This window comes from Paraburkholderia sp. SOS3, from assembly GCF_001922345.1.
Classification (GTDB): Bacteria; Pseudomonadota; Gammaproteobacteria; order Burkholderiales; family Burkholderiaceae; genus Paraburkholderia.
In genome coordinates this window covers 2,190,627-2,210,739 of sequence record NZ_CP018811.1, presented here as the reverse complement: position 1 = coordinate 2,210,739, position 20,113 = coordinate 2,190,627, and the positions used below count along the sequence as shown (strand labels likewise).

Sequence of the window (20,113 nt, the reverse complement as noted above, 5' to 3'; positions counted from 1 at the left end):
TCGTTGTACAGCCAAGTTGTTCAGAATCTCGTGCCCCGCTCTTGGCCCCGACAAGTTCGCGACGGTAGGCTCGCAGTCGCTCCTTTAGCAAGATCGTGCCCTGCTGTCATAAGCCCTAAGGCGCCGGGCAAAGAGTAAGCGCCCGGGGAAGGCATCTTGACGGTGGCAATCGCTAACGATCAAGCAGCGGTCGGCGTCCAGCGATGAGGAAGCAGTTGCGCTATGTCGGCGGCACGGTGTGTCGGCAAGCGCGTCAACACGTCCTTCAGGTAAGCCAGCGGATCGTGTCCGTTCAGTTGTGCAGAGCGGATCAATGTCATGATCGCGGCCGCGCGTTTTCCGGCACGCAGAGATCCTGCGAACAACCAGTTCGACCTCCCCAGGGCCCACGGCCGTATTTGATTTTCGACCCAGTTGTTATCGGCTGGTACATTCCCATCGTCAAGATAGCGCGTAAGGGGCTCCCAGCGTTTGAGGCTGTAGTCGAGTGCCGAGGCGATCCCGGATCCGTCCGGCACACGCTGCCGTTGCGTGAGCAGCCATGCATGAAGTTCGTCGGCGATGGGGCGAGCCCGCTCCTGACGCACAAGACGTCTTTCACCGGGCTCAAGTTGTGCGGCGTTGCGTTCTACTTCGTACAACGCACCGAAGTATCGCAGCGCTGGCTCGGCCAGCTCGCTCTGGTGCTTGACCTGTAAATCGAAGAATTTACGGCGCGCGTGGGCCAGGCACCCGATCTCTGTGACCCCACTCCTGAAGCTGGACTTGTAGCCCCCGTAATCGTCGCACGCCAGCTTGCCGCGCCACTCTCCCAGAAACGCGCGTGCATGTTCGCCGGCGCGGCTATCGGCGAAGTCATAGATCACTGCCTTCATATCGGAGAACTGCGTGGTGCTGTACGCCCACAGATAGGCTCGATGGGTTTTGCCCTTTCCCGGCGCAAGCATCTGTACCGGCGTCTCGTCGGCATGCAGTACTGCCTGCTGCAACACTTCTTCGCGAAGTGCATCGACCAGGGGCTGCAGGCGCACGCCACACGCGCCAACCCAGGCGCCGAGCGTCGATTGCGCGATCGCCAGACCCGCCCGCGCAAAGATGCGCTCCTGTCGATACAACGGCAGGTGATCGCTGTATTTGGCCACCAGCACTTGAGCCAGCAGACCGGTGGTCGGGATGCCCTTGTCGATCACGTGCGGCGGCACCGCAGCCTGCACTAGCGTCTCGCATGCCTTGCATGCCCATTTACCCCGGATGTGCCGCTCAACCGTGAACACGCCGGGCGTGTAATCCAGCTTCTCGCTGATGTCCTCGCCGATGCGAACGCGTTCGCAGCCGCACGTACAGATCGTACTGTCCGGCTCGTGATGAATGTCGGTACGTGGCAGTTCGGGAGGAAGCGGTTCACGCTTTGGCTGTTGCCGTGGTGTTCCTGCCTGCTCGCCGGACTTCAGCCCGTGCAGCTCGAGCCCGATTGCTGCCAGATCCGCGTCGAGCGCTTCCTCGAGCAGGCTCAGTTGCTCCTTGTTGAGCTGCTCACTGCGCTTGCCGAACTGCTGCCGCTTGATGACCGAGAGTTCGTGCGTAAGCTGGTCGATACGTGTTTGCCGGTACTGCAACTCTCTTTCTTTCTCGGCGATCTCGGCCATCAGCTTCGCGTTCAGTTCGCGTATCTGTTCGGTACTGAGGGCGTCAAGATCGGCGGGTATATCCATCGCGACCAGTCTGCCAGAGCGGCGCGCGATGCAGCAAGGGAAACCGTTTACGTACTTATGGAGATCAAACCACCGTGATCGCGTGATCCGGCGCGAGAGTGCGCCACGGCAGTCCCATCACCAGGGCCTGAAGCTGTTCAGGGCTCAGCCCCACGCTCACCGCCTGCTCGCCGTTCGTCCAGACGAAGCGCCCCTTGTTCAGCCGCCGTGCGGCAAGCCATATACCTAGGCCATCGTAGATCAGCACCTTCATTCGAGTCGAGTGCCGATTGGCAAACAGATAGGCATGATGGGGTCTTGCCGCGCCGAACACCTTGACCACGCGTGCGAGCAGCGTATCGACACCGGCGCGCATGTCGACCGGGTCCGTCGCGAGCCAGACGGCATCGATGCGAATCAACGCAACCACCCCTGCAGCCATGTTGCGCAGTCGCCCGCGGCCGACAGTGGCCAGCGTACTGTGATCGCCGTCGCGCCCCTGCGTACCTCGACCTCGATGTGCGTCGCCGCTGCAACACCATTCTGCATCTGCAGCGGTACAAATTCCGGCGACGAGACATTCAATTCCTGCCGGGCCGCTTCAGCGGCATCGCGTTCTTCCCGCGCCGCAACCCAGCTACGCAGCAGATTGGCGTTCAACCGGTAATGAAGTGCCACGGCCGCAATCGACACGTTCGGCTGCATTGCCGCCCGAATGACCGTCTCCTTGAATTCCTTGCTATGCCGCCGGCGCCGTGTCGGCTGAACGACATCCGGTACAAACTCAACTTCGTCCATCGTGTACACCTGTCCATTTAAAGTTTGAATGGACATGATCGTCGGGTGGCACGACTTGCCGATCAAGACGACTTCACCGGGTGCTTACGGCAAAGACCTCCTGTTCCTCTCGCAATTCACGAGCAGCATCACGCTCGGTGAGCAACGCCTTCAGTTCCTCGGTGGTGATCGTGACATTGATCGGCAAGGCGGGTTAGACCGGCGCACGGCCTCACTGTTCAGGGGCAATATCCCTGCTTCGGATATCGTCGTATCGCGGTGATGTCATCGCATGGAGCAACGCGAGCAACACGTTTGTCGCCATTGACACGATCTCAGCCTCGTTATCTGGCCAGATAACGAGGCTGCTCTCCAATCGTTCAACCGTCACAGCCCCTGAACGACCGGTACAAATGTTGATGACAGGTCGGGCCCGTAAGTCCGCAGCGCCGGCGGCGTAACATCAAGCGATGCCCCGTCTACTGTCTCAGTTTTTTCTCGGCCGAATTCTGCGCCGCATGGGTCTTCTGATAGCGCGTGATCCACTCGCGCTGGATGTCATGCACAACTGGACCAGTTTCTCGCGGACTTGCGGATCGTATTCCCGGCGACCTTCCCGCTTCGCGTCGACTACCAGCCGGCGACCCAAATCTCGCTCTTCTGTCATGTACTCTCATCCCGGCTGTCCACGTGGACAGGTAGCATCAGAGAATCACTCGTCCATTGCTAGGGCGTCCCTGAAGGACCGCATACAGTCATCGCAAGGAGGACGAAAATCTAGCGCTTTTGCGGACCCGGCCGCAGCGGTGCGGTTGGCCATCCACCAGCGAAATCGATCACGGCGCGAGTGAGAAAACGCGACGAAGTCGATGCGAGATACGCGATCAATTCACCGATCTCGGCGGGCTCGCCCAGGCGTCCCACCGGCACATAGGTACGCACGAATTCGCGGCCGCCTGCATCGTCGATGAACACCGCGCGTGGATAGTAAGCCTCGCTGTACAGAAAATTGGGCGCGATCGCATTGATCGCGATTGCGTGCGGCGCAAGTTCGGTCGCGAACGACCGCACCAGAGCGTTGGCCGCCGCCCGCGCCGCATCGGGAATTGCCGCGCCGGGAATAGGCAAGCGCGTGCGGCATGACGTGATCATTACGACGTTGCCGGTGCCCTGTCTGCGCAGACGCGGAACGGCCGCGCGCACCAATGCGAATGGCCGCACCAGCAATGTTTCGAGCGTGTCGCGGAGATCGTCCGAGGTGGTGTCGCTGATCGGGCGTTGGATGGCGGGAAAATGATCGTTGCTGATGATCGCATCGACGCGTCCGTGCATCTCCCACGCAACGTCGATGATGTCGGAGGCGGCGGTCGCACCGACGCGCTTAGCGCCTCGATGGGCGAGTTCAAATGCGTCCCAGCGCACGTAGTCGCTGAATGCGTCATCATGCGCGATCACGACGAATCCCGCGGCTATCAGAGCGTCGACGGCGGCCGGGCCGGCATAATCCGTGGCATTCGTCACGAGAGCGATTTTCTGCAATTCGCACACGGCGATGTTCTCCTGAGCCGATCACATTCGCGCACGCCATTCATGGCCGAGGATCAGCAGTTGATGATCAAGCGACGCAGGCCAACCAATGTTTAAGCATGCTAACGTCGGACCGAGTGGTGGCCTACCATGGCACCCGGTTGTACCCAAACAGCTTCAGGCAGACTCAGAGCGGCTTGTGCCGCGCAACCTTCCCACCCGCGGAGGACGGGCCGCGACCTGTCTTTTCAAATCTTCTACCTTCTTCACCTCGACACATCGCACCCCAGGCATGGTGTCTCGTGCCGCCTGTTGTGACCCCCCGGTTTTGTGCGCGTAGGCAGGTTACCGGGCTGGTCGGGCCCGAACAACACTCACCGCAACATTTCATCCGGCCGCTGCGGATGCCGTACTTTGTGAGAAAGCTGATACGTATCGGCGGAATATCGCCAGCGAGCCAAACGATGCATTTTGGCCTAAATCAGCCTGCCTCCTTGATACCCGGGCGATTCCATCACCATTTAACGCTGCGTAGCAGCGCGGCGGGCGCTTAGAAAACTCGCTGATCCTGGTTGGTGAATCAAGCGGATGGGTCTACGCCACTGATCTGTGTCGCAAGTTCGACTAGCTTCAAGTCCAGCTTCGCTGCGGCTACTTCGGTTTCCCCTTCAATATCCGTCATCAGCGTGGACGGAAGATCGTAGCAAACACGAGTTATTCCGTCGTCGTCCACGTAGATGAAGATGCGCGTGGGCACGTTGAGCCCAACCTGCAGGCTGCCGCTCAGCATCGTGATCGCGACCAAAGGATTGCCGAGGATGACAAGGAGCGCCTTCGAAGGCTTATCGTAAAGGCGGCTCAGCCAGTCGCCGTGGTTTATTACCATGAAGCGCATGAATCCGCTGCTTCCTTCCCGCGCTTTGCACATGGCCTCAAATTCGGCGCGCGACTCGACGTCGCCAATGGTAGCGACTGTTGCTTCATCCATGCTTCCGGTTGCTTCATAAAGTGCGGTCACGACTTCCTCGTAGGATCGCACGCTGAAGTGTTCGTGATGCACGGTCTCGTGGGTTCCGATCATTCGATGTTCCTCTGTCCAGAAAGGGCCGCCCGGTGGCTGCAGGACGAGTACCCAGTGAATAGATGATGACGGTTGGACCTTTGCTGATGAAGAAGCAAAGGTCCGACTTACCTAAGCGTCCTAAAATCGGACGGTCGTGGAGCCCATCGCATTGCGTTGCGGGGTCCGGCATCGGTCAGGTCGACACAAATTCAAGTAGGTCTGCATTCACGCGATCCGCTTCAGTGGTACACATTCCGTGCGGAGCACCCTGGTAGACTTTGAGCGTCGCGCTTTTCACGATTTTTTCGGACAACATGCCAGCGTCTGCTATAGGCACGATTTGGTCGTCGTCACCGTGCAGGATAAGTGTGGGAACGTTGATCTTCTTCAGATCTTCCGTGTAATCCACTTCGGAAAACTGCTTGATGCATTCATATTGGCCTTTAATACCGCCGAGCATGCCTTCCCGCCAAAACTCATCGACGACTGCTTGCGAAACTTTTGCGTTCGGGCGGTTGTAGCCATAGAAAGGTATGGCAAGATCGCGATAAAACTGCGATCGGTTAGCGGATACCCCATTTCGAATCCCATCAAAGGTAGAGACAGGCAAACCGCCAGGATTCTGTTCTGTTTTAACCATGATCGGCGGAACGGCGCCAATCAACACCACCTTCTTCACCCGCCGACTCCCATGTCGTCCGATGTACCGCGCCACTTCACCGCCGCCCGTGGAATGACCCACCATCATCGCGCCGTTTATGTCGAGTGCATCCATAAGGGCCGCCAGGTCATCGGCATATGTGTCCATATCATTGCCCGAGCTTGTTTGCGATGACCTTCCATGACCGCGCCTGTCATGCGCGATCACCCGGTAACCATGCTGCAACAAAAACAGCATTTGCGAATCCCACGCGTCGGCATCGAGTGGCCAACCATGAGAGAAGACGACAGGAGCGCCAGTACCCCAATCCTTGTAAAAAATGCGGGTGCCGTCCGTCACCGTAATAAAATCACGTGTGTGGTTTGCGTCGTGGCGCGGCAATTTCGAGTTCGATGCAGCTGATGCGTTTCCGAGTCCCGCCATCGATGTCGCCGCGGCCGCGACCGCCGCGCCACCCCAAAGCGCTTTACGGCGGGACAGTGACGTTGCCGAGAGAGACGAATTTCTTTTCATGTTGCCGGTTCCTAGAGTCAGATCGTTTGGTAATTTCTTGTGTGTGCGTAGGTAGAAGACACGCCTAAGGTTCTTCGACTATTGCTGCACGAGTTATCGTCGAAGCAAGGTCTACGGCGCTGTCTTCAAATCTTTAAGCCAAAAGATTGCCTCAGACTCTTGTCAACCTGGTTCGAAGGGGCGAAACGTCGAAGAATGCTGAGTAACCTCGCCCGTCCGTCGGCCGACTGTCTGAGCTGACGCGAACCGTTTGCTATCGCAAGGATCTTTTTTGCTACATTCTCGGGCTCAGGAGCCCGGTCAACCTGCCGCTGCACGGCCTCGACGCTGCATGCGAGATCGCTTGCATATTGCTCAATAGTTTCCTTTGTGCGCGTTGCGTTCGTATCCAGTTTTGTTTTAGTGAAACTTGGCTCGACCACGACAACGCGGACTCCAAAGTTCCTGATCTCGTGGTCAAGAGATTCTGAGAGCCCTTCGAGCGCATGCTTGCTACTTGCATATAGTCCCATGAAAGGTGCCGGAAGGAAGCCCAGTACCGAGCTGACATTGACGATCAACCCACTGCGATTGCTTCGCATTGAGGGCAACACTGCCCTGACAGCGCGCAGGACGCCAAAAACGTTCACGTCAAACAGAGCTTTCGCTTCAGCGTCGCTGGTTGCTTCCACGGGGCCTACAAGAGAAACGCCGGCGTTGTTGACAAGTATGTCTATCCGTCCGGCCTTTTCAAGCACAGCTGCGACTGCTGCTGCAACTGAAACCTCGTCTTTTACGTCCATCGCGACATACTCAACACCTGTAGCGTGCGCGGCAGAGTCGAGATTTCGCACGGTGCCGAAGACGCGATAACCCGCGCTCGCCAGCGTTTTGGCGGTCGCGTTCCCGATGCCGGAGGACACGCCAGTAATCAATACAACTTTTTTAGTCATGACGCGAACTCCAGCATCGAAAGAAAACGGTTTCAGGAGATTGCGTGAACGAGGTTGGCCATATGAGCCTGAATGCCAGCCGGGTCGTCTCTAAAAGCTTTTTCCGTCGTCTTTGAAAGCTCGCCAGGGAAGACCTCTTCCTGTCCCGCAGCGAGTGCATCGAGCGCTTCGGCCGCAACGTCGTGGGGCTTCAGTTTCGGTTCAGGAAGAGGCGCACCCATGGCCGTGTCGGTTTGCGCCGGCAAGACTGCGAGGACTTGAACTCCACGCGCCTTCAACTCGGCGCGGAGTGTTCGGGTCAGATGCAACGCCGCAGCCTTCGAGGCTGAATACGTTCCTGCGATGGGGAGCGTGATATGGGAGAGAACCGAGAGGATATTGACCAGTGCACCGCCGGTCTGAAATGCGGGTGCGCGCCGAAGGGCCTGTGTGAGTGCAAGAACACCAAAGTAATTGGCTTCCATTTCGGCGCGCGCGGCGGTTGTGTCGTTGGCTGACAGCGCGCCACTGAATGCGGCTGCACCCGCGTTATTGATCAGCAGGGTGATGTCCGAAGCGATTCTTGCCGCGCTTTCGATCTGCTCGGGATTTGCGAGATCCAGCTGGACAGCAACCAAGCGATCCGATGCAGAGACCAGATCCTCTACGGACGATGCGTCTCGCACACCAAGGTAGATTTTCGTTGCGCCACGCGCCAGCAATTCTTTGACAAACTCGCGTCCAATACCGCCGTTAGCACCTGTGAGTAACACCACTGAACCTTCGATCTTCATGATTACCTCCAAAAAGTAGCAAGACGTTTAACTGGGTTTGCTTAACATCGCGGTTGCAATGAACACCGTGATTGCCCGCGAAGACTCTTCGTCCTGCTCTCACTACCGGGGATATGGGCAGGCCGGAAATATGCGGGTTGTCCAAGAAACCATCCAGCACAACAGAGACAGGGCCGGCACCGCGAAAATGGTTGTCACGGTGCTGACGTAGTGTTAAAAACCGGTCGAGGAGTCGTCGGCCCCGATCTTGTACAGCTGTGAATTTTGTCCCGGGAGCTTTTGCCTCGCTGCTGCCGGAAGACGTTCACGTTGTGAAATGACCGATGCGTGGGGGTGAGAGTAGCTTGGCGATCACGGTGTACATATCCCAAGGCATCGAACGTTAATTCAGACCGCGTTTGGTTCCACCTGCTCCAGGAGTGGATGGTCGATGTCGTTGCAGTCCGCGCCATCTGAGCCACGGATCGTTCAGAGCGTATCAAGCGGAATTTTTAGATAACGTGTGCCGTTACTTTCCGGTGGCGGCAATTCACCTCCTCGCATGTTCACCTGGATCGCGGGAAGGATTAATTTCGGTACTGCCAACGTCGCATCCCGAGCGTTGCGTGCGACCACGAATTCGCTTTCCGTCACCCCTTCCCGTACATGCACGTTGGCCATCCGTTCTGCCCCAACCGTCGTTTCCCAGACATATGTGTCGCGGCCCGGCGCCTTGTAGTCGTGGCAGAGAAATAGCCGTCCCGAATCCGGAAGGCTGAGTAGTCGGCGAATTGAGCGGTAAAGTTGGCTTGCGTCGCCACCGGGAAAGTCCGCCCGCGCAGTCCCATAGTCCGGCATAAAGATGGTGTCGCCGCAGAACACTGCGTCTCCGATGACATAGGCGACATCGGCTGGTGTATGGCCCGGAACGTTCAGTGTCCAGCAATCGAGGGATCCAATTGAAAACGCTTCGCCGTCTTCAAATAGATGGTCGAACTGCGACCCGTCACGCTTAAACTCCGATGCTAAGTTGTACAGATCGCCGAAAATCCGTTGCACTTCCGTTATCCCCCGACCGATCGCCATCTTGCCGCCGATCTGCCCTTGCAGGTATGCCGAAGCAGTCAGATGATCCGCATGCGCATGCGTTTCAAGTAACCATTCGATGTTTAGATCTTCTGATTCGACGTATGCAATAATGGCGTGTGCTGAATCTAGGGAAATGTGGCCCGAAGATGCGTCGAACGCCATGACAGGGTCAATGATCGCCGCTTCGAGCGTGACAGGATCGTGGACGACATAACTCGCCGTGCAGGTTGCCACATCAAAAAATGAGCGAACAACCGGTAGCGCAGCATCGCGCGCCTGGCTTTGCAAAATGCCCGCCGAGGCGCTTTCAAGTGGTTCGTCCATATGTCCTCTCAACTTCTCTTGCGCGACTGAGTTAAAGAAACCGCTCGTGACCAGGATAATGTGTCGCGGGGCCGAAAAAATAGCTCGTGCAGCACGCATGCTGATGCGGTGCCTTTGTTGCCCTGGCGGCACCGCCGATCCACTTTCTACCGCGCTACAGGCGACGAAATATGTTTCGCGAGCGCTTCGCGAATTCCTGCGCCGTAGTCCGGGTCAGCCCTGGAGCAGTTGAGGATGTGACGCTCGCGGATGTGCGTCTGGACGGCTTCCATCTGGCGAGCCGTGTTATCAAATAGTGCTTGCTGTTGCGTCTTGCTCATAAGGCGGAAGAGATCGCCGGGTTGCGAGAAGTGGTCGTCGTCGACGCGATGGTCCCAATGTGCAGCACCCCCCTCAATCGGAAGTGCTGGTTCCTGAAGACCAGGTCTGACTTCCCACTCGCCGAAGCTGTTCGGGTAGTACGATGGAGCGTTGCCAAGATTGTCGTCCGTGCGCATCGCGCCGTCGCGATGATATGTCTGGAAAGGGCACTTCGGGGCGTTGACGGGGATATGGTTGAAGTTGACACCGAGCCGGTATCGCTGAGTGTCGCCGTAGGAAAAAAGCCTCGCTTGAAGCATCTTGTCCGGCGAATAGCCGATTCCCGGAACAATGTTAGCGGGCGAGAAAGCGGCCTGCTCGACCTCGGCGAAATAATTCTCGGGATTGCGGTTCAGTTCAAGGAGGCCGACTTCGATCAGCGGAAAATCGCCTTTTGGCCAGACCTTCGTAAGATCGAACGGATTGAATGGAAAGGAATGGGCCTGCTCTTCTGTCATCACCTGTATAAAGAGCGTCCACCGCGGAAAATTCCGGTTCTCAATGCTTTCGAACAGATCTCGACCATGTGTCTCGCGATCCTTTCCCACAAGCGTCTCGGCTTCTGCATCAGTCAGATTCTCGATGCCTTGCTGCGTGCGGAAGTGGAACTTTACCCAGGTTCGGTGGTTGGACGCGTCGATAAGGCTAAACGTATGGCTACCGAAACCATGCATGTGGCGATAGCTACGAGGGATACCCCTCTCGCTCATGACAATCGTGACCTGATGCAATGCCTCGGGCAGAAGGGTCCAAAAGTCCCAATTGCTGTTTGCACTGCGCAGTCCAGTGCGAGGGTCGCGCTTAATCGCGTGATTCAGATCAGGGAAGCGTAACGGATCTCGAAAGAAAAACACCGGCGTGTTGTTGCCCACAATGTCCCAGTTGCCGTCTTCCGTGTAGAACTTTACGGCGAACCCGCGGATGTCGCGCTCCGCGTCGGCCGCGCCACGCTCTCCTGCCACGGTGGAAAATCGCATGAAGACCGGGGTCGTCTTGCCGACTTCCGAAAATATTTTCGCCTTTGTGAAGCGCGAGATGTCATGAGTGACGGTGAACACCCCATGGGCACCAGATCCTTTCGCGTGCATGCGCCGCTCAGGAATGACCTCACGATCGAAATGCGCGAGTTTCTCGATCAGCCAAACGTCTTGAAGCAGGGCAGGTCCGCGGGGGCCCGCCGTTTCGATATTCAGATTGTCCCCAACCGGAGCGCCGGTTGCGTGACTAAGCCGTGTTGACGTGTCGCGATATGTCATGCCATAACTCCACGAAATGTGCACTGTGCGAACGAACGCGTTCAACATCTCAGGCCGGCGCAAATGCTTACCTGAACATACATTGGGCGTCGTGTTGTTTGTGTATCAAGCTGATCGCGCTCCGGACTGCCGACCCCTCATTTTGCCTAAGCGAGTCGCTCCGTTGAGACGTTGCGGTATCAACGTGCTAGCAATGTATAAGACCGAAACGCGCTGATCTTGGATAAAGCAACGGCGCTTTGGACAAAGCAAGTGCCGCGATCACTGTGAAGATGGCAAAAGCATAGGTAGGCAGAGGTGGCTGAGGCATCTCGGACAGCCGGATAAGCGGAAGTGACCGGTGCCTGAGCCGGCGATAATCCCCTACGACTCCACGATTGATATCCGCGACCGTCGCACTGACGAGCTGCGGGGCGCCCATCCACGCCATAAGCGGACCCGGTTTACTCGAACCGATTGAGATCAAGCGACTGTTGAATCCGTCGCGCCAGACGAGCCTGGCGCTAGCCAGCGCCGGCGACATTGGGCACAGACGAAGGCATTTCGCCACCATCAATACGGCGCCGAAGAACGCGTCGGACATCGCGGCATGTCGGAGATTTTTGCGCTGAAGGAGGACTATTGACCACCACCTCACCCGACTTCGAAGGCCCACTGAGGCTATTGCGCCGTCGGGCGTACGCGACACGCTCGGCAAACGAGTGCCGAGGGCTCAAAGGAGTCGGCGACCATTTTTTTGAGACCTTCGCGCGGATTCTGCAGGATGAACTTGACCGGCGACAGTCGCGCGCCGTCGAGCGTCGCTACCAGCAATTGGGGCTCGAGGAGAATCTCTGGCGACACAGCGTGCGTCGCAGCGACCTATCGCGTGCAAATCGGCTAGATGAAGTTCGGTTGAAGGGTTGAAGTCGCCTGGCTAGTTAGCGTGTTTGAAAGCGCCGACGCCATTCTTTAGGTCCGCAACCCTCCTGACGTGTAAATACGCGTGAGAAGTGGCTTTGATCAAAAAAGCCGCACTCCGCCGCAATGGATGCAAGGGTAGAGTTTGCCTCCCGAAGCATTGATTTAGCGCGTTCGATCCGACGTTTTAGGAGCCATTGATGTGGCGAGATGCCAGTTGTTTTTTTGAATGCTTCCGCGAAATAGCTCGCGGAAAGATCGCACTGGCGGGCAAGGTCTAGTATCGCCGGATTCCCGCCCAGATCGGCTTCAAGGAATTCGTCGATTCGCCTCATCTGCCACGACGCGAGGCCGGCGCTACGTTGGGCCAGTGGAGAGTCGGAGCTGCCGTATCGGGAAACAACGTGCTCGCATAGTGCTAGAGCAACCTGATCCACATATAGGGCGCTTGCCAAGGCGGGATTTTCCAGAACTGGCAACAGCGCTTGTGACAAGTGAAACGGAACCGGGTCGCATGCGCCGAAGCCGGACTGAATAAGGTCTCCAGCGCGCGGTCCACCTCGCGAGTACGCGAATTCATCGATCGTTTTCTGGGGCAGATACAGACGAACGTTGTCAAAGGGTACGTCGAGGCGACGTGTGGGTCCATCCCTCAAGTCCACCAGATAACACCATCCCGGTTTGCATGGTCCAGAAGAAGCGATGCGACCATTTCGGAAACGGACGTTCGGGTCGGCGCTTGGGATTAGCGGTATCTGGAAGACGAATGCGTCCTCCGGGTTGGAGTCAAGAAATCGCCCCCGCTGGGGCCGATCGTTCCGAAGCCGCGAGACGGTAATCGGGGGTGCCGGCGTGGCAATAGAGGTTGTCAACGTTGGCGCTTGGAGCAACGAAAATCGGGAAGCAACCGCGTCGCCGTACAAGGCATCCTGGCTCTCATCAGCTCGGCGATTCGGGGTCATTTTCGCCACGATTGACGGTTCCAAATAGGTATCTGTCAGCCGATGATGTACTCATCGATCATCGTCAGACACTTCAACTGTTGGCGGTTAGCGCACGCATCGAATACGAAGTCGTACGCCAGATGCGTCGTGCCGCTCTCGCCGGCTGCGGCCGAGGTCGATGGACCGATAGGCGTCGACGGGATCGCTTTCGCGGCACCTGCACCGGCAAGACGCCACAGCCGCCAAGGCCGGTCCGTGCTCATCGGGCGGCCTAGCCGCTCCAGAAATGTCTGGATGCGACGGTAACCGTAACGCGGATCTCGCGCCGACATGATGCTCATCGCTGCTCGCCCCGGTGCGTCCCACACGACGAGGTGTGACCTGCTAACGTCGCTCGGGCAGCCTCCATTTCTTTGCGTTGATCGCTTTTTTCACGTCCTACTTGAGATCGCGCCCGGTCCGCCTTCGATGCACGTTCGATCAGCACCACTGCGCTTTCAGTTTCCATGTTCGCCCAGCAGATAGCCCGCAGGAAAAGCGTTAATGTTGCCAACCGCAGAGACGCGCCTTTTTTGCTTACCGAAATTTGAGCATGATCTCCGCAACTTCTTCGTAAGCGTCGATTTGCGGCCAATGGCCCGCGCCAACTACGTGGAGCGAAACGTTTTTTGCCTGCGATTGCAGGTGTTTGGCAACGCTGAGATGTAGGTAAGGATCTGCGTCACCCCATATCAGGTGGAGCGGCACATTGGAACGCCTGAACTCCACGATGCGAGCGGTATTCGCCGTCACCTCTTCGCGGAGTTGGGACGTCATCTGGGCGAATGCGACAGCCGCACTCGGTTGCTGGCGGAAGTTGTTGTCAATCACCGGGCCAAGAAATTCGAAATAGTTATCTCTTTGGGCCTTTGTGAGGCCTTCCGCTAGTAAATTACGCTGAAACTCAATCAGCCATGCAAACTGTTGAGGGCTTTGTAAGAAGTGCATGGCCAGAGATTGCAATTCCCTGCTCGAGAAGAGTTCGATTAACTCGGGTACCCGCAAGCCAGGCGAATCCCCATAGAAAGCATTCATCAATACAACGGCGCTGGTCCGATCGGGGTGTTTCAAGGCGAAGTTAATAGCAGCAGGGCCGCCCGCATCATGACCAACCGGAATGACCTTTTCAAGCTGGAGCGCATCGACAACGGCCTCGACATCTCCCACTTGCTGCGGGAAACTATATCGCGCACCAACCGGCTTATCCGAACCGCCGAAGCCGAGGAAGTCAATTGCCACCACCCGTCGACCTGCGGCTACCAGACTGGGAATAACCAGATCGTAAATGTGTGAGTCGTCAGGAAACCCATGAAGGGCAACGAAGGCAGGGCCGGTGCCGGCGAATTCGCGCACGGCGACCGAACCACTTCCGCAGGGCACACGATGCTCGACGAATGCTGGCAGAGTTGGAGTTGTGGTTGTCATTTGAAAGCTTCCCTGATGGAGTTGGCCCGAGTAGCGAGTCGTAAGGGTTCTCGCTACCCGTTTTGCGTCGAATCCGTGTTGTTGCTCGCTCCCCTGCCTTTATAGAGCGCTTCAAGTCGTGGCTTCATAGCGCTTAGGTCGTAGCCAGCGGAGGAAAGCGTTTGCAATAGCAAGTCAGGGGCGGTCGATGATCCAAGCGATAGCGCCCAGAGCGTGGCGGCTCTCACGCCGGTTCGGCAATAGGCGATTACAGGGCCTTCCAGCGTCCTGATGGCCAGATCGAACCGCGCTGCATCTTCGACGCTTGCCTTGCCGGGTGTGACAGGAATCGCGGCGAAACCCAAGCCGGCGGCGCTCGCAGCGTTCCGCATTTCCTCGATGGTCGGTTGCCCAGCTTCCTCACCATCTGGTCGATTGACGATGATGGATCGAAATCCCTGCGCCTTTGCGGCTTCGATATCCGCAATGCTCAATTGTGGACTGATCGAAAGACCAGATGTGACTGGTTTAGGATTCATGGAGCACCTTAGCAAGGCGTTATAAAATTCAGAGACAGGCAGCGTGCCCGCACTCGTGTTCGGTTGGATCGTCGGCAGAATTAGCTTTCGTCCGCACCGCATCTCATCGCACCGCAATCTAGACGCGCGTCGCGCGTTCAAGTTGTTAATCCAAATTTTTGTCTTTCCGTTGATTGCTCGCGTCGCGCGCGTATCAAACGGCGTCTCCCTTTTACGACGCACGCACGATCGTCGTCGAGCCTGTTCTTGCCATGTACGCTGCTTACCCAAAAGGACATGTGGCGAAGGAAAGCGCTTATCCCTGGCTTTCTAGGGTGACGTCCACGTGCCGCGCGAGCATCACGTGGTCCGCGCGAGAAGGGGTGAAAGAGCCGGCGAGCTTGTATATGACGTCGCCTCGAGAGACGGAATCACCACTTAGCACACATATTCCACTTTTTCGTGCCAGAGCCCGGTGCCACCTTTGCCAGCCGCAATAGCCCAAGCACGGATGCGCCAAAGCTACCGAGATGCTGCGCGACGAAACCCGATCAAGTACACGAATCTTTACGTCTGCCGGCCAAGGTAGTGCTGCCGGCACCCCATGAACTGCACGTCGTTCCGTGCGAGGCACTGCCAGCTCGGTCTCGCCCCCTGACAGCAAGGCGACGACGCGAATCCATACGTCGTATGTGTCAAGTTCAGCCACCATCGTCCTCTGTCTTGAAGAGAAGATCGATCAATTGTCCATTGGCATCCCGCACGCTATGTCAAGAGAGACCGAGTTTCAGCACGTACAGCGAGCGCATTGCCCGGCTCAAACGTAATATGAGGCGTGGAGACTCAAACAGTGAGTTAAAAGGTGTTAATTCCACGATGCTTTCCCTCGATGCCGGCCACTCTCCCGGCAGGCGTCTTTCGCGACGAATGTTGGCTCTCTTGCAGGGCCAAGCATTTGGGGCTGAACCGCCACCATCGGTAGCCATGAGCTGCTGCCGTGGGCGGCCTCATTTAACACGTGTTAATCGAGGTCTATTTCAAGACCATCCGGCACGCTTTGCCGGGAGACAAGGGAAAGCTACAGGCGTCGCGCTAAGGCAGTAAACCGGCGATTGACCTCCCGCAACGTCGGAGGTCCTGAGACGATATCCCTTGAGATACGGGGGGCGCCACTGTGAACGGCGCGAAAGTACGTCACTGCCCGATTCATGCGAACAGTTTTGCTGTCAGCAGTTATGGCACGCACGCTACGATCCGCAATCTGCAGTTCGCAGGTTGTGCGCAGTGATCGCTTTGTTGTTTTTGCGCGGACCGGCGACTACCGAGTCCATGGTACCAACGCGGTCGCCCTCGCGGGAATATTCCATGATGTATTCGGTAAGGAGGCGCGACTTCCGGCGGGTTCGCAGCCTGCAGGCGTCAGTGCGTAGACGTTTGCTTCGGCGATATGTTGACGGGAACCTGCGTAACGGTCTGGACCGCGCCCGTCAACTGGAGATATCTGGCATCTAGCTGAGTCATAGGGCAGTTAGGAGGCGCGAGAAATCTGCCAATGTTCTAACGCCTCACTCCTCCCCGGCTTGCACGGTCACCGGTCGAGCACGTCATCGACCAGTTGCCGGACAAACGCCGGATTCAGATCAGGCATGCCAAAAATGAAGCGGTAAAAGATCGTTCCATAGATCCGGTCGTAAACATCAAACGGCTCGCTCTTCGAACGAATTGCCCCGGATCGCTGGCCAGAGGATATGACGCGCGCACCCAGTTCGCGGCGCTCCTTGAGATAGCGATCGAAGAACGTGGCCGTATCGCCTGACCGGGTCAGGCACTCTGACAGAACGACTTTAAGAACACGCCCCATATCGCCACCCAGGAGCGAAACATATCGGGCGGCATGCTGATGAATTGACTGCGCAGCATCGCCGCTCTCGGACAACGGCACTTCGAGTCCGATTTGCCAGAGAAAGGCGTCGGTCAACAATGTCTGCCGATCGGGCCACCACTTGTAGATCGTCATTTTCGACACGCCGGAGGACTTGGCGATCGCCTCGATGGTCGTTCCCTGCCCGCCCTGCGATGCCGCCAATTGATAGGCGGCACCCAGTACCGCCGTCCTCGCGGTTTGCGATCGGGGCCGGCCCCGACCCGACGAATGCTTGTTCGCCTTGCTGGACGACTCGTCTCTCTGCCTCTCCATGACTGCCTCTTCGCTGCTGTTCACGTGTCCCTCCGGAACTATCAGTCACCGCGACCAAAATTATACAGGTGCTCGCTGACATACTGTACGTCCACTAATTCCGGTTGCGTGTTGTGGAAACCATGGGTTCGTCGCTGTTAAATCAGGGTAAACCTGTACGTGACACCTTTATTTACTATACGTACATTAAATCAGGCGCGGTTGATGGCAGCGCCGCAAACATATTTAGGGAGAAACCATGCAACGCGAAGATCACATCCTTAGCCTCGTAGAACTACGGCGAGACATCCACCGCCATCCGGAACTGGCGTTCCAGGAGCGCCGCACTGCCGCGCTCGTCGCAGAGCGGCTCGGCGCACTTGGCATCGAAGTGCACACCGGAATCGGCCGCACAGGTGTGGTCGGCGTGATCGAAGGCAAATCGACCGCCAGCGGCCGGCGCATTGCATTACGCGCCGACATGGACGCGTTGCAGATGCCGGATCACAAGAGCGTCGCCCATCACTCGACTTACGACAATCACATGCATGGCTGCGGCCACGACGGCCATACAGCAATGCTGGTCGGTGCAGCCGAAGTGCTCGCGCGCTCGCGCGAGTTCGACGGAACGGTCGTGCTCATCTTCCAGCCTGCCGAAGAAGGCGCGGGCGGCGCCAAGGCGATGCTTGACGATCGACTCCTCGAGCGCTTTCCGGTCGACTCGTTCTGGGGCCTGCATAACTGGCCCGGAATGCCGACCGGCACCGCAGTGGTGCACAGCGGTGAGACGATGGCCGCGGTCGATTACTTCGACATTGAGATAATTGGGAAAGGATGTCACGGCGGCATGCCGCAGGAAGGCGTGGACGCCGTTCTGGCAGCCTGCCATATTGTCACTGCTCTGCAATCGATCCCGGCGCGGAACATTCACCCCCAAGATTCAGCGGTCATCGGCGTGGCCAAGATACATGGCGGCGACGAATACCACGTCCATCCGAATCGACTAGCGCTCAGCGGATCCGTCCGCGCGCACAAGGAGTCGGTGCGGCAGCTGCTCGAGACGCGCCTCCACGACGTTGCGCGATCCGTCGCTGCAGCGTTTGGTGCCAGCGTCGATGTCCGGTATCGGCGTAACTATCCACCGACCATCAACGATGCCAGCCTGGCCGACATCGCACGCGAGGTTGCGGCGAGCGTGGTTGGCAAAAAAAACGTTCTGCAAGGGCATCTTCCGTCGATGGCCGCCGAAGACTTCTCCTATTTCGCTCGCGAGAAGCCCGGTTGCTACGTGTGGTTTGGCAATGACGACGAAGGGCACACGCATAGCCTCCATCACCCGCTCTACGACTTCAATGACGGCATTATCCCGCTTGGCGTCGCCTACTGGACGCAGTTGGTAGCCAGACTCCTGCCGGTCTGAATCGGGCCACCATACAGACGAGAGGAGAAACAAGCCGTGAAAAAAATCAACGTACTTGCTGCCATTCCCTGCATCGCCATTTTCGCGGGGATCTTCTTCGGCAATCGCGTTACGCCCTACGTCCTCGGCGTGCCTTTCCTGCTCGCCTGGATGATGGGGTGCGCAATGCTGACGACTGTAGCGTTACTGATCATCGACTCGACGATTCGCGACGAACACGACGAGACGAACGGAGAAACTTCATGAATTTTTCGACCACCGTCATCGTCGCGACCGTCGTCGCGTCAGTCCTCGTAAGTGCGCTGCCGAGGCTTCGAACAAACATGAACCTCGAGCAATGGAGCGTGGGAGACCGTGCGTTTGGAACGGTCTTCGTGTTCCTTCTGATGGCAGGCGAAAGCTTTACGACTTTCACGGTGCTCGGCGCAAGCGGATTCGCCTATGGCCGTGGCGGCGCAGTGTATTACATCCTCGCATACGAGTGTCTCGCCTACACCCTCTCCTTCTGGCTGTCGCCTGCCATATGGCGATACGCAAAAAGACACCGGTTGGTTTCGCTACCCGATTTCTTGCGGAAAAAATATGACAGTCGAGCACTCGGCGTGATCGCGGCGACGGTCGGCATCGTCGCGTTGATTCCATATATCGTGCTGCAACTCAAAGGCATGGCGATCATCGTCAGCACCGCGTCGTCGAATGCGTTATCGCCGGCCTCGGGCATCGTGCTCGGCGCCGTTGCCATTACGATCAACGTGATGCTTTCGGGCGTGCACGGATCGGCGTGGGTCTCGTCGGTCAAAGACATCGTGATCGTTCTACTGGTCGTATTCCTTGGCATCTATCTGCCGATCCACTATTACGGTGGCATCCACGCGATGTTCACGTCGCTGGAAGCGTCTAAGCCGGGGTTCACCGCAATAGCGCAGAGTGGATTCAGTCCCGTGTGGTTCGCCTCAACCATCATCCTGTCCACACTAGGGTTCTTCATGTGGCCGCATGTGTTCGCCGCCACCTTCACGTCGGGCAACGTCGCGGTTCTGCGACGCAACGCGTGCCTGTTGCCAGCGTATAGCCTGCTGCTCGCGCTGGTATTCTTCGTCGGCTTCACGGCGGTCGGTGTGGTGCCCGGACTCTCCGGCGCTCAGGCGGACCTGAGTCTCTTTAAACTGGCGATGGGTGCGATGCCCGAGTGGTTCATCGCGCTGCTCGGCGCCGCCGGCGCATTGTGCGCGATCGTGCCCGGATCGATGCTCGTTCTCACCACGTCGATCCTGTTCTCACGCGATCTGGTCGGCGGCTTTGGGCCGCCGCGCAGCGATCGGTTTACCGTCTCCCTCGCTAAGCTTGCCGTCCCGGTCATTATGACTGTCTGCGTGAGCTTTGCGCTGTCCGGTAGCCAGACCGTCGTTGCACTGCTGCTGATGGGCTACAACTTCGTGACGCAGCTCGCGCCCGCATTCTTCGCTAGCTTGCTGCACCGTAACCCAGCCACGACCCGCGGGTCGATCGCGGGTGTCGCAGCCGGCATGCTGTGCGTCGCATCAATCTCACTGACGGGTACACGTACCGCGAAGCTACTGCCGTTTCTGCCGGCTTCGCTGCACGACGTCAACGTCGGTGCCGTCGCGCTTACGGTCAACATCCTTGTCTTCGCCGTTGTGAGCCTGATGGACCGGTTCTTTCCGGCGTCGCGCACGTCGACGCCCTGAATCATCTGCGCCGGCGAAACGCCAGCAGAAGTCTCGAGCGGCAAACAGTCACATCGAT

Annotated in this window: 20 protein-coding genes and 2 pseudogenes; 6 read left to right on the top strand and 16 right to left on the bottom strand. The window is 57.8% G+C overall.

What is annotated here, in order from left to right; genetic code table 11:
- Positions 1-179: 179 nt before the first annotated feature.
- From tnpC to BTO02_RS10055, 3 genes are all read right to left on the bottom strand, one after another.
- Complete coding sequence (tnpC, locus tag BTO02_RS10065) at positions 180-1,712, bottom strand: IS66 family transposase (protein ID WP_075156914.1); 1,533 nt, start codon at positions 1,710-1,712, stop codon at positions 180-182.
- 64 nt (positions 1,713-1,776) lie between these two features.
- Positions 1,777-2,112, bottom strand: coding sequence for an IS66 family insertion sequence element accessory protein TnpB (gene tnpB / locus BTO02_RS10060; RefSeq protein ID WP_075158750.1), 336 nt, complete (start codon positions 2,110-2,112; stop codon positions 1,777-1,779).
- Complete coding sequence (locus tag BTO02_RS10055) at positions 2,109-2,489, bottom strand: transposase (RefSeq protein WP_232243495.1); 381 nt, start codon at positions 2,487-2,489, stop codon at positions 2,109-2,111. Before BTO02_RS10055 ends, tnpB begins: the two co-directional genes overlap by 4 nt.
- Before the next feature lie 28 nt (positions 2,490-2,517).
- On the opposite strand from BTO02_RS10055, the gene BTO02_RS10050 reads away from it, so the two are divergent.
- Positions 2,518-2,751, top strand: coding sequence for a hypothetical protein (locus BTO02_RS10050; protein WP_075156912.1), 234 nt, complete (start codon positions 2,518-2,520; stop codon positions 2,749-2,751).
- Positions 2,752-3,245: 494 nt separating this feature from the next.
- Here the strand turns inward: BTO02_RS10050 and BTO02_RS10045 are convergent, their stop codons facing one another.
- Positions 3,246-3,989: an SDR family oxidoreductase gene (locus BTO02_RS10045; RefSeq protein WP_232243494.1), complete on the bottom strand. Its 744-nt coding sequence runs from the start codon at positions 3,987-3,989 to the stop codon at positions 3,246-3,248.
- On the opposite strand from BTO02_RS10045, the gene BTO02_RS35070 reads away from it, so the two are divergent.
- Complete coding sequence (locus BTO02_RS35070; protein ID WP_232243556.1) at positions 3,912-4,112, top strand: hypothetical protein; 201 nt, start codon at positions 3,912-3,914, stop codon at positions 4,110-4,112. The genes BTO02_RS10045 and BTO02_RS35070 overlap by 78 nt on opposite strands.
- A gap of 463 nt (positions 4,113-4,575) precedes the next feature.
- Here BTO02_RS35070 and BTO02_RS10040 read toward each other — a convergent pair whose 3' ends face one another.
- The 6 genes from BTO02_RS10040 to BTO02_RS10015 all read right to left on the bottom strand — a co-directional run bounded on the left by BTO02_RS10040 (position 4,576) and on the right by BTO02_RS10015 (position 10,945).
- Positions 4,576-5,076: a DUF302 domain-containing protein gene (locus tag BTO02_RS10040; RefSeq protein ID WP_075156910.1), complete on the bottom strand. Its 501-nt coding sequence runs from the start codon at positions 5,074-5,076 to the stop codon at positions 4,576-4,578.
- Positions 5,077-5,251: 175 nt separating this feature from the next.
- Positions 5,252-6,232: an alpha/beta fold hydrolase gene (locus BTO02_RS10035; protein WP_083615061.1), complete on the bottom strand. Its 981-nt coding sequence runs from the start codon at positions 6,230-6,232 to the stop codon at positions 5,252-5,254.
- A 125-nt stretch (positions 6,233-6,357) separates the two neighbouring features.
- On the bottom strand, positions 6,358-7,164 hold the full coding sequence (locus tag BTO02_RS10030; RefSeq protein WP_075156909.1) for an oxidoreductase: 807 nt from the start codon (positions 7,162-7,164) through the stop codon (positions 6,358-6,360).
- Between the two features lie 32 nt (positions 7,165-7,196).
- A complete protein-coding gene (locus tag BTO02_RS10025; RefSeq protein WP_075156908.1) occupies positions 7,197-7,937 on the bottom strand; it encodes an SDR family NAD(P)-dependent oxidoreductase in 741 nt (246 codons plus the stop codon).
- 468 nt (positions 7,938-8,405) lie between these two features.
- The gene (locus tag BTO02_RS10020; protein WP_075156907.1) at positions 8,406-9,329 is read right to left on the bottom strand and encodes an MBL fold metallo-hydrolase; all 924 of its coding nucleotides are present in this window, start codon (positions 9,327-9,329) and stop codon (positions 8,406-8,408) included.
- A gap of 146 nt (positions 9,330-9,475) precedes the next feature.
- On the bottom strand, positions 9,476-10,945 hold the full coding sequence (locus tag BTO02_RS10015; protein ID WP_075158748.1) for a catalase: 1,470 nt from the start codon (positions 10,943-10,945) through the stop codon (positions 9,476-9,478).
- A 621-nt stretch (positions 10,946-11,566) separates the two neighbouring features.
- On the opposite strand from BTO02_RS10015, the pseudogene BTO02_RS35065 reads away from it, so the two are divergent.
- Positions 11,567-11,779: pseudogene (locus tag BTO02_RS35065) on the top strand (ATP-binding protein); the annotation flags it as partial.
- A gap of 86 nt (positions 11,780-11,865) precedes the next feature.
- Here the strand turns inward: BTO02_RS35065 and BTO02_RS10000 are convergent.
- The 6 genes and pseudogenes from BTO02_RS10000 to BTO02_RS09975 form a co-directional block, all read right to left on the bottom strand.
- Complete coding sequence (locus BTO02_RS10000) at positions 11,866-12,507, bottom strand: helix-turn-helix transcriptional regulator (RefSeq protein ID WP_075156905.1); 642 nt, start codon at positions 12,505-12,507, stop codon at positions 11,866-11,868.
- A gap of 347 nt (positions 12,508-12,854) precedes the next feature.
- Positions 12,855-13,169: pseudogene (locus tag BTO02_RS09995) on the bottom strand (IS3 family transposase); the annotation flags it as partial.
- A 196-nt stretch (positions 13,170-13,365) separates the two neighbouring features.
- Positions 13,366-14,253 carry an alpha/beta fold hydrolase gene (locus BTO02_RS09990; protein ID WP_083615059.1) on the bottom strand — a complete coding sequence of 296 codons (888 nt, stop codon included), beginning with the start codon at positions 14,251-14,253 and terminating at the stop codon, positions 13,366-13,368.
- Between the two features lie 53 nt (positions 14,254-14,306).
- Positions 14,307-14,771 carry a TIGR01244 family sulfur transferase gene (locus BTO02_RS09985; RefSeq protein WP_075156903.1) on the bottom strand — a complete coding sequence of 155 codons (465 nt, stop codon included), beginning with the start codon at positions 14,769-14,771 and terminating at the stop codon, positions 14,307-14,309.
- 295 nt (positions 14,772-15,066) lie between these two features.
- On the bottom strand, positions 15,067-15,462 hold the full coding sequence (locus BTO02_RS35635) for a DUF3331 domain-containing protein (protein ID WP_075156902.1): 396 nt from the start codon (positions 15,460-15,462) through the stop codon (positions 15,067-15,069).
- An 876-nt stretch (positions 15,463-16,338) separates the two neighbouring features.
- Positions 16,339-16,971 carry a TetR/AcrR family transcriptional regulator gene (locus BTO02_RS09975; protein ID WP_083615058.1) on the bottom strand — a complete coding sequence of 211 codons (633 nt, stop codon included), beginning with the start codon at positions 16,969-16,971 and terminating at the stop codon, positions 16,339-16,341.
- Positions 16,972-17,185: 214 nt separating this feature from the next.
- On the opposite strand from BTO02_RS09975, the gene BTO02_RS09970 reads away from it, so the two are divergent.
- Genes BTO02_RS09970 through BTO02_RS09960 form a run of 3 tightly spaced genes read left to right on the top strand, consistent with a single transcriptional unit; the run spans position 17,186 to position 20,055 of the window.
- Positions 17,186-18,346 carry a M20 aminoacylase family protein gene (locus tag BTO02_RS09970; protein WP_075156901.1) on the top strand — a complete coding sequence of 387 codons (1,161 nt, stop codon included), beginning with the start codon at positions 17,186-17,188 and terminating at the stop codon, positions 18,344-18,346.
- A gap of 36 nt (positions 18,347-18,382) precedes the next feature.
- On the top strand, positions 18,383-18,592 hold the full coding sequence (locus BTO02_RS09965) for a DUF3311 domain-containing protein (protein WP_075156900.1): 210 nt from the start codon (positions 18,383-18,385) through the stop codon (positions 18,590-18,592).
- Positions 18,589-20,055 (top strand): sodium:solute symporter family protein, encoded by a 1,467-nt coding sequence (locus BTO02_RS09960; RefSeq protein ID WP_075156899.1) that lies wholly within the window; start codon positions 18,589-18,591, stop codon positions 20,053-20,055. Before BTO02_RS09965 ends, BTO02_RS09960 begins: the two co-directional genes overlap by 4 nt.
- Positions 20,056-20,113: the final 58 nt, after the last annotated feature.

Bases quoted from the DNA above. Each gene is read 5' to 3' on its own strand.
- tnpC (WP_075156914.1), bottom strand. From the start codon at position 1,712: ATGGATATACCCGCCGATCTTGACGCCCTCAGTACCGAACAGATACGC.
- BTO02_RS10055 (WP_232243495.1), bottom strand. From the start codon at position 2,489: ATGGACGAAGTTGAGTTTGTACCGGATGTCGTTCAGCCGACACGGCGC.
- BTO02_RS10050 (WP_075156912.1), top strand. From the start codon at position 2,518: ATGGACATGATCGTCGGGTGGCACGACTTGCCGATCAAGACGACTTCA.
- BTO02_RS35070 (WP_232243556.1), top strand. From the start codon at position 3,912: ATGCGCGATCACGACGAATCCCGCGGCTATCAGAGCGTCGACGGCGGC.
- BTO02_RS10040 (WP_075156910.1), bottom strand. From the start codon at position 5,076: ATGATCGGAACCCACGAGACCGTGCATCACGAACACTTCAGCGTGCGA.
- BTO02_RS10035 (WP_083615061.1), bottom strand. From the start codon at position 6,232: ATGAAAAGAAATTCGTCTCTCTCGGCAACGTCACTGTCCCGCCGTAAA.
- BTO02_RS10030 (WP_075156909.1), bottom strand. From the start codon at position 7,164: ATGACTAAAAAAGTTGTATTGATTACTGGCGTGTCCTCCGGCATCGGG.
- BTO02_RS10025 (WP_075156908.1), bottom strand. From the start codon at position 7,937: ATGAAGATCGAAGGTTCAGTGGTGTTACTCACAGGTGCTAACGGCGGT.
- BTO02_RS10020 (WP_075156907.1), bottom strand. From the start codon at position 9,329: ATGGACGAACCACTTGAAAGCGCCTCGGCGGGCATTTTGCAAAGCCAG.
- BTO02_RS10015 (WP_075158748.1), bottom strand. From the start codon at position 10,945: ATGACATATCGCGACACGTCAACACGGCTTAGTCACGCAACCGGCGCT.
- BTO02_RS09990 (WP_083615059.1), bottom strand. From the start codon at position 14,253: ATGACAACCACAACTCCAACTCTGCCAGCATTCGTCGAGCATCGTGTG.
- BTO02_RS09985 (WP_075156903.1), bottom strand. From the start codon at position 14,771: ATGAATCCTAAACCAGTCACATCTGGTCTTTCGATCAGTCCACAATTG.
- BTO02_RS35635 (WP_075156902.1), bottom strand. From the start codon at position 15,462: ATGGTGGCTGAACTTGACACATACGACGTATGGATTCGCGTCGTCGCC.
- BTO02_RS09970 (WP_075156901.1), top strand. From the start codon at position 17,186: ATGCAACGCGAAGATCACATCCTTAGCCTCGTAGAACTACGGCGAGAC.
- BTO02_RS09960 (WP_075156899.1), top strand. From the start codon at position 18,589: ATGAATTTTTCGACCACCGTCATCGTCGCGACCGTCGTCGCGTCAGTC.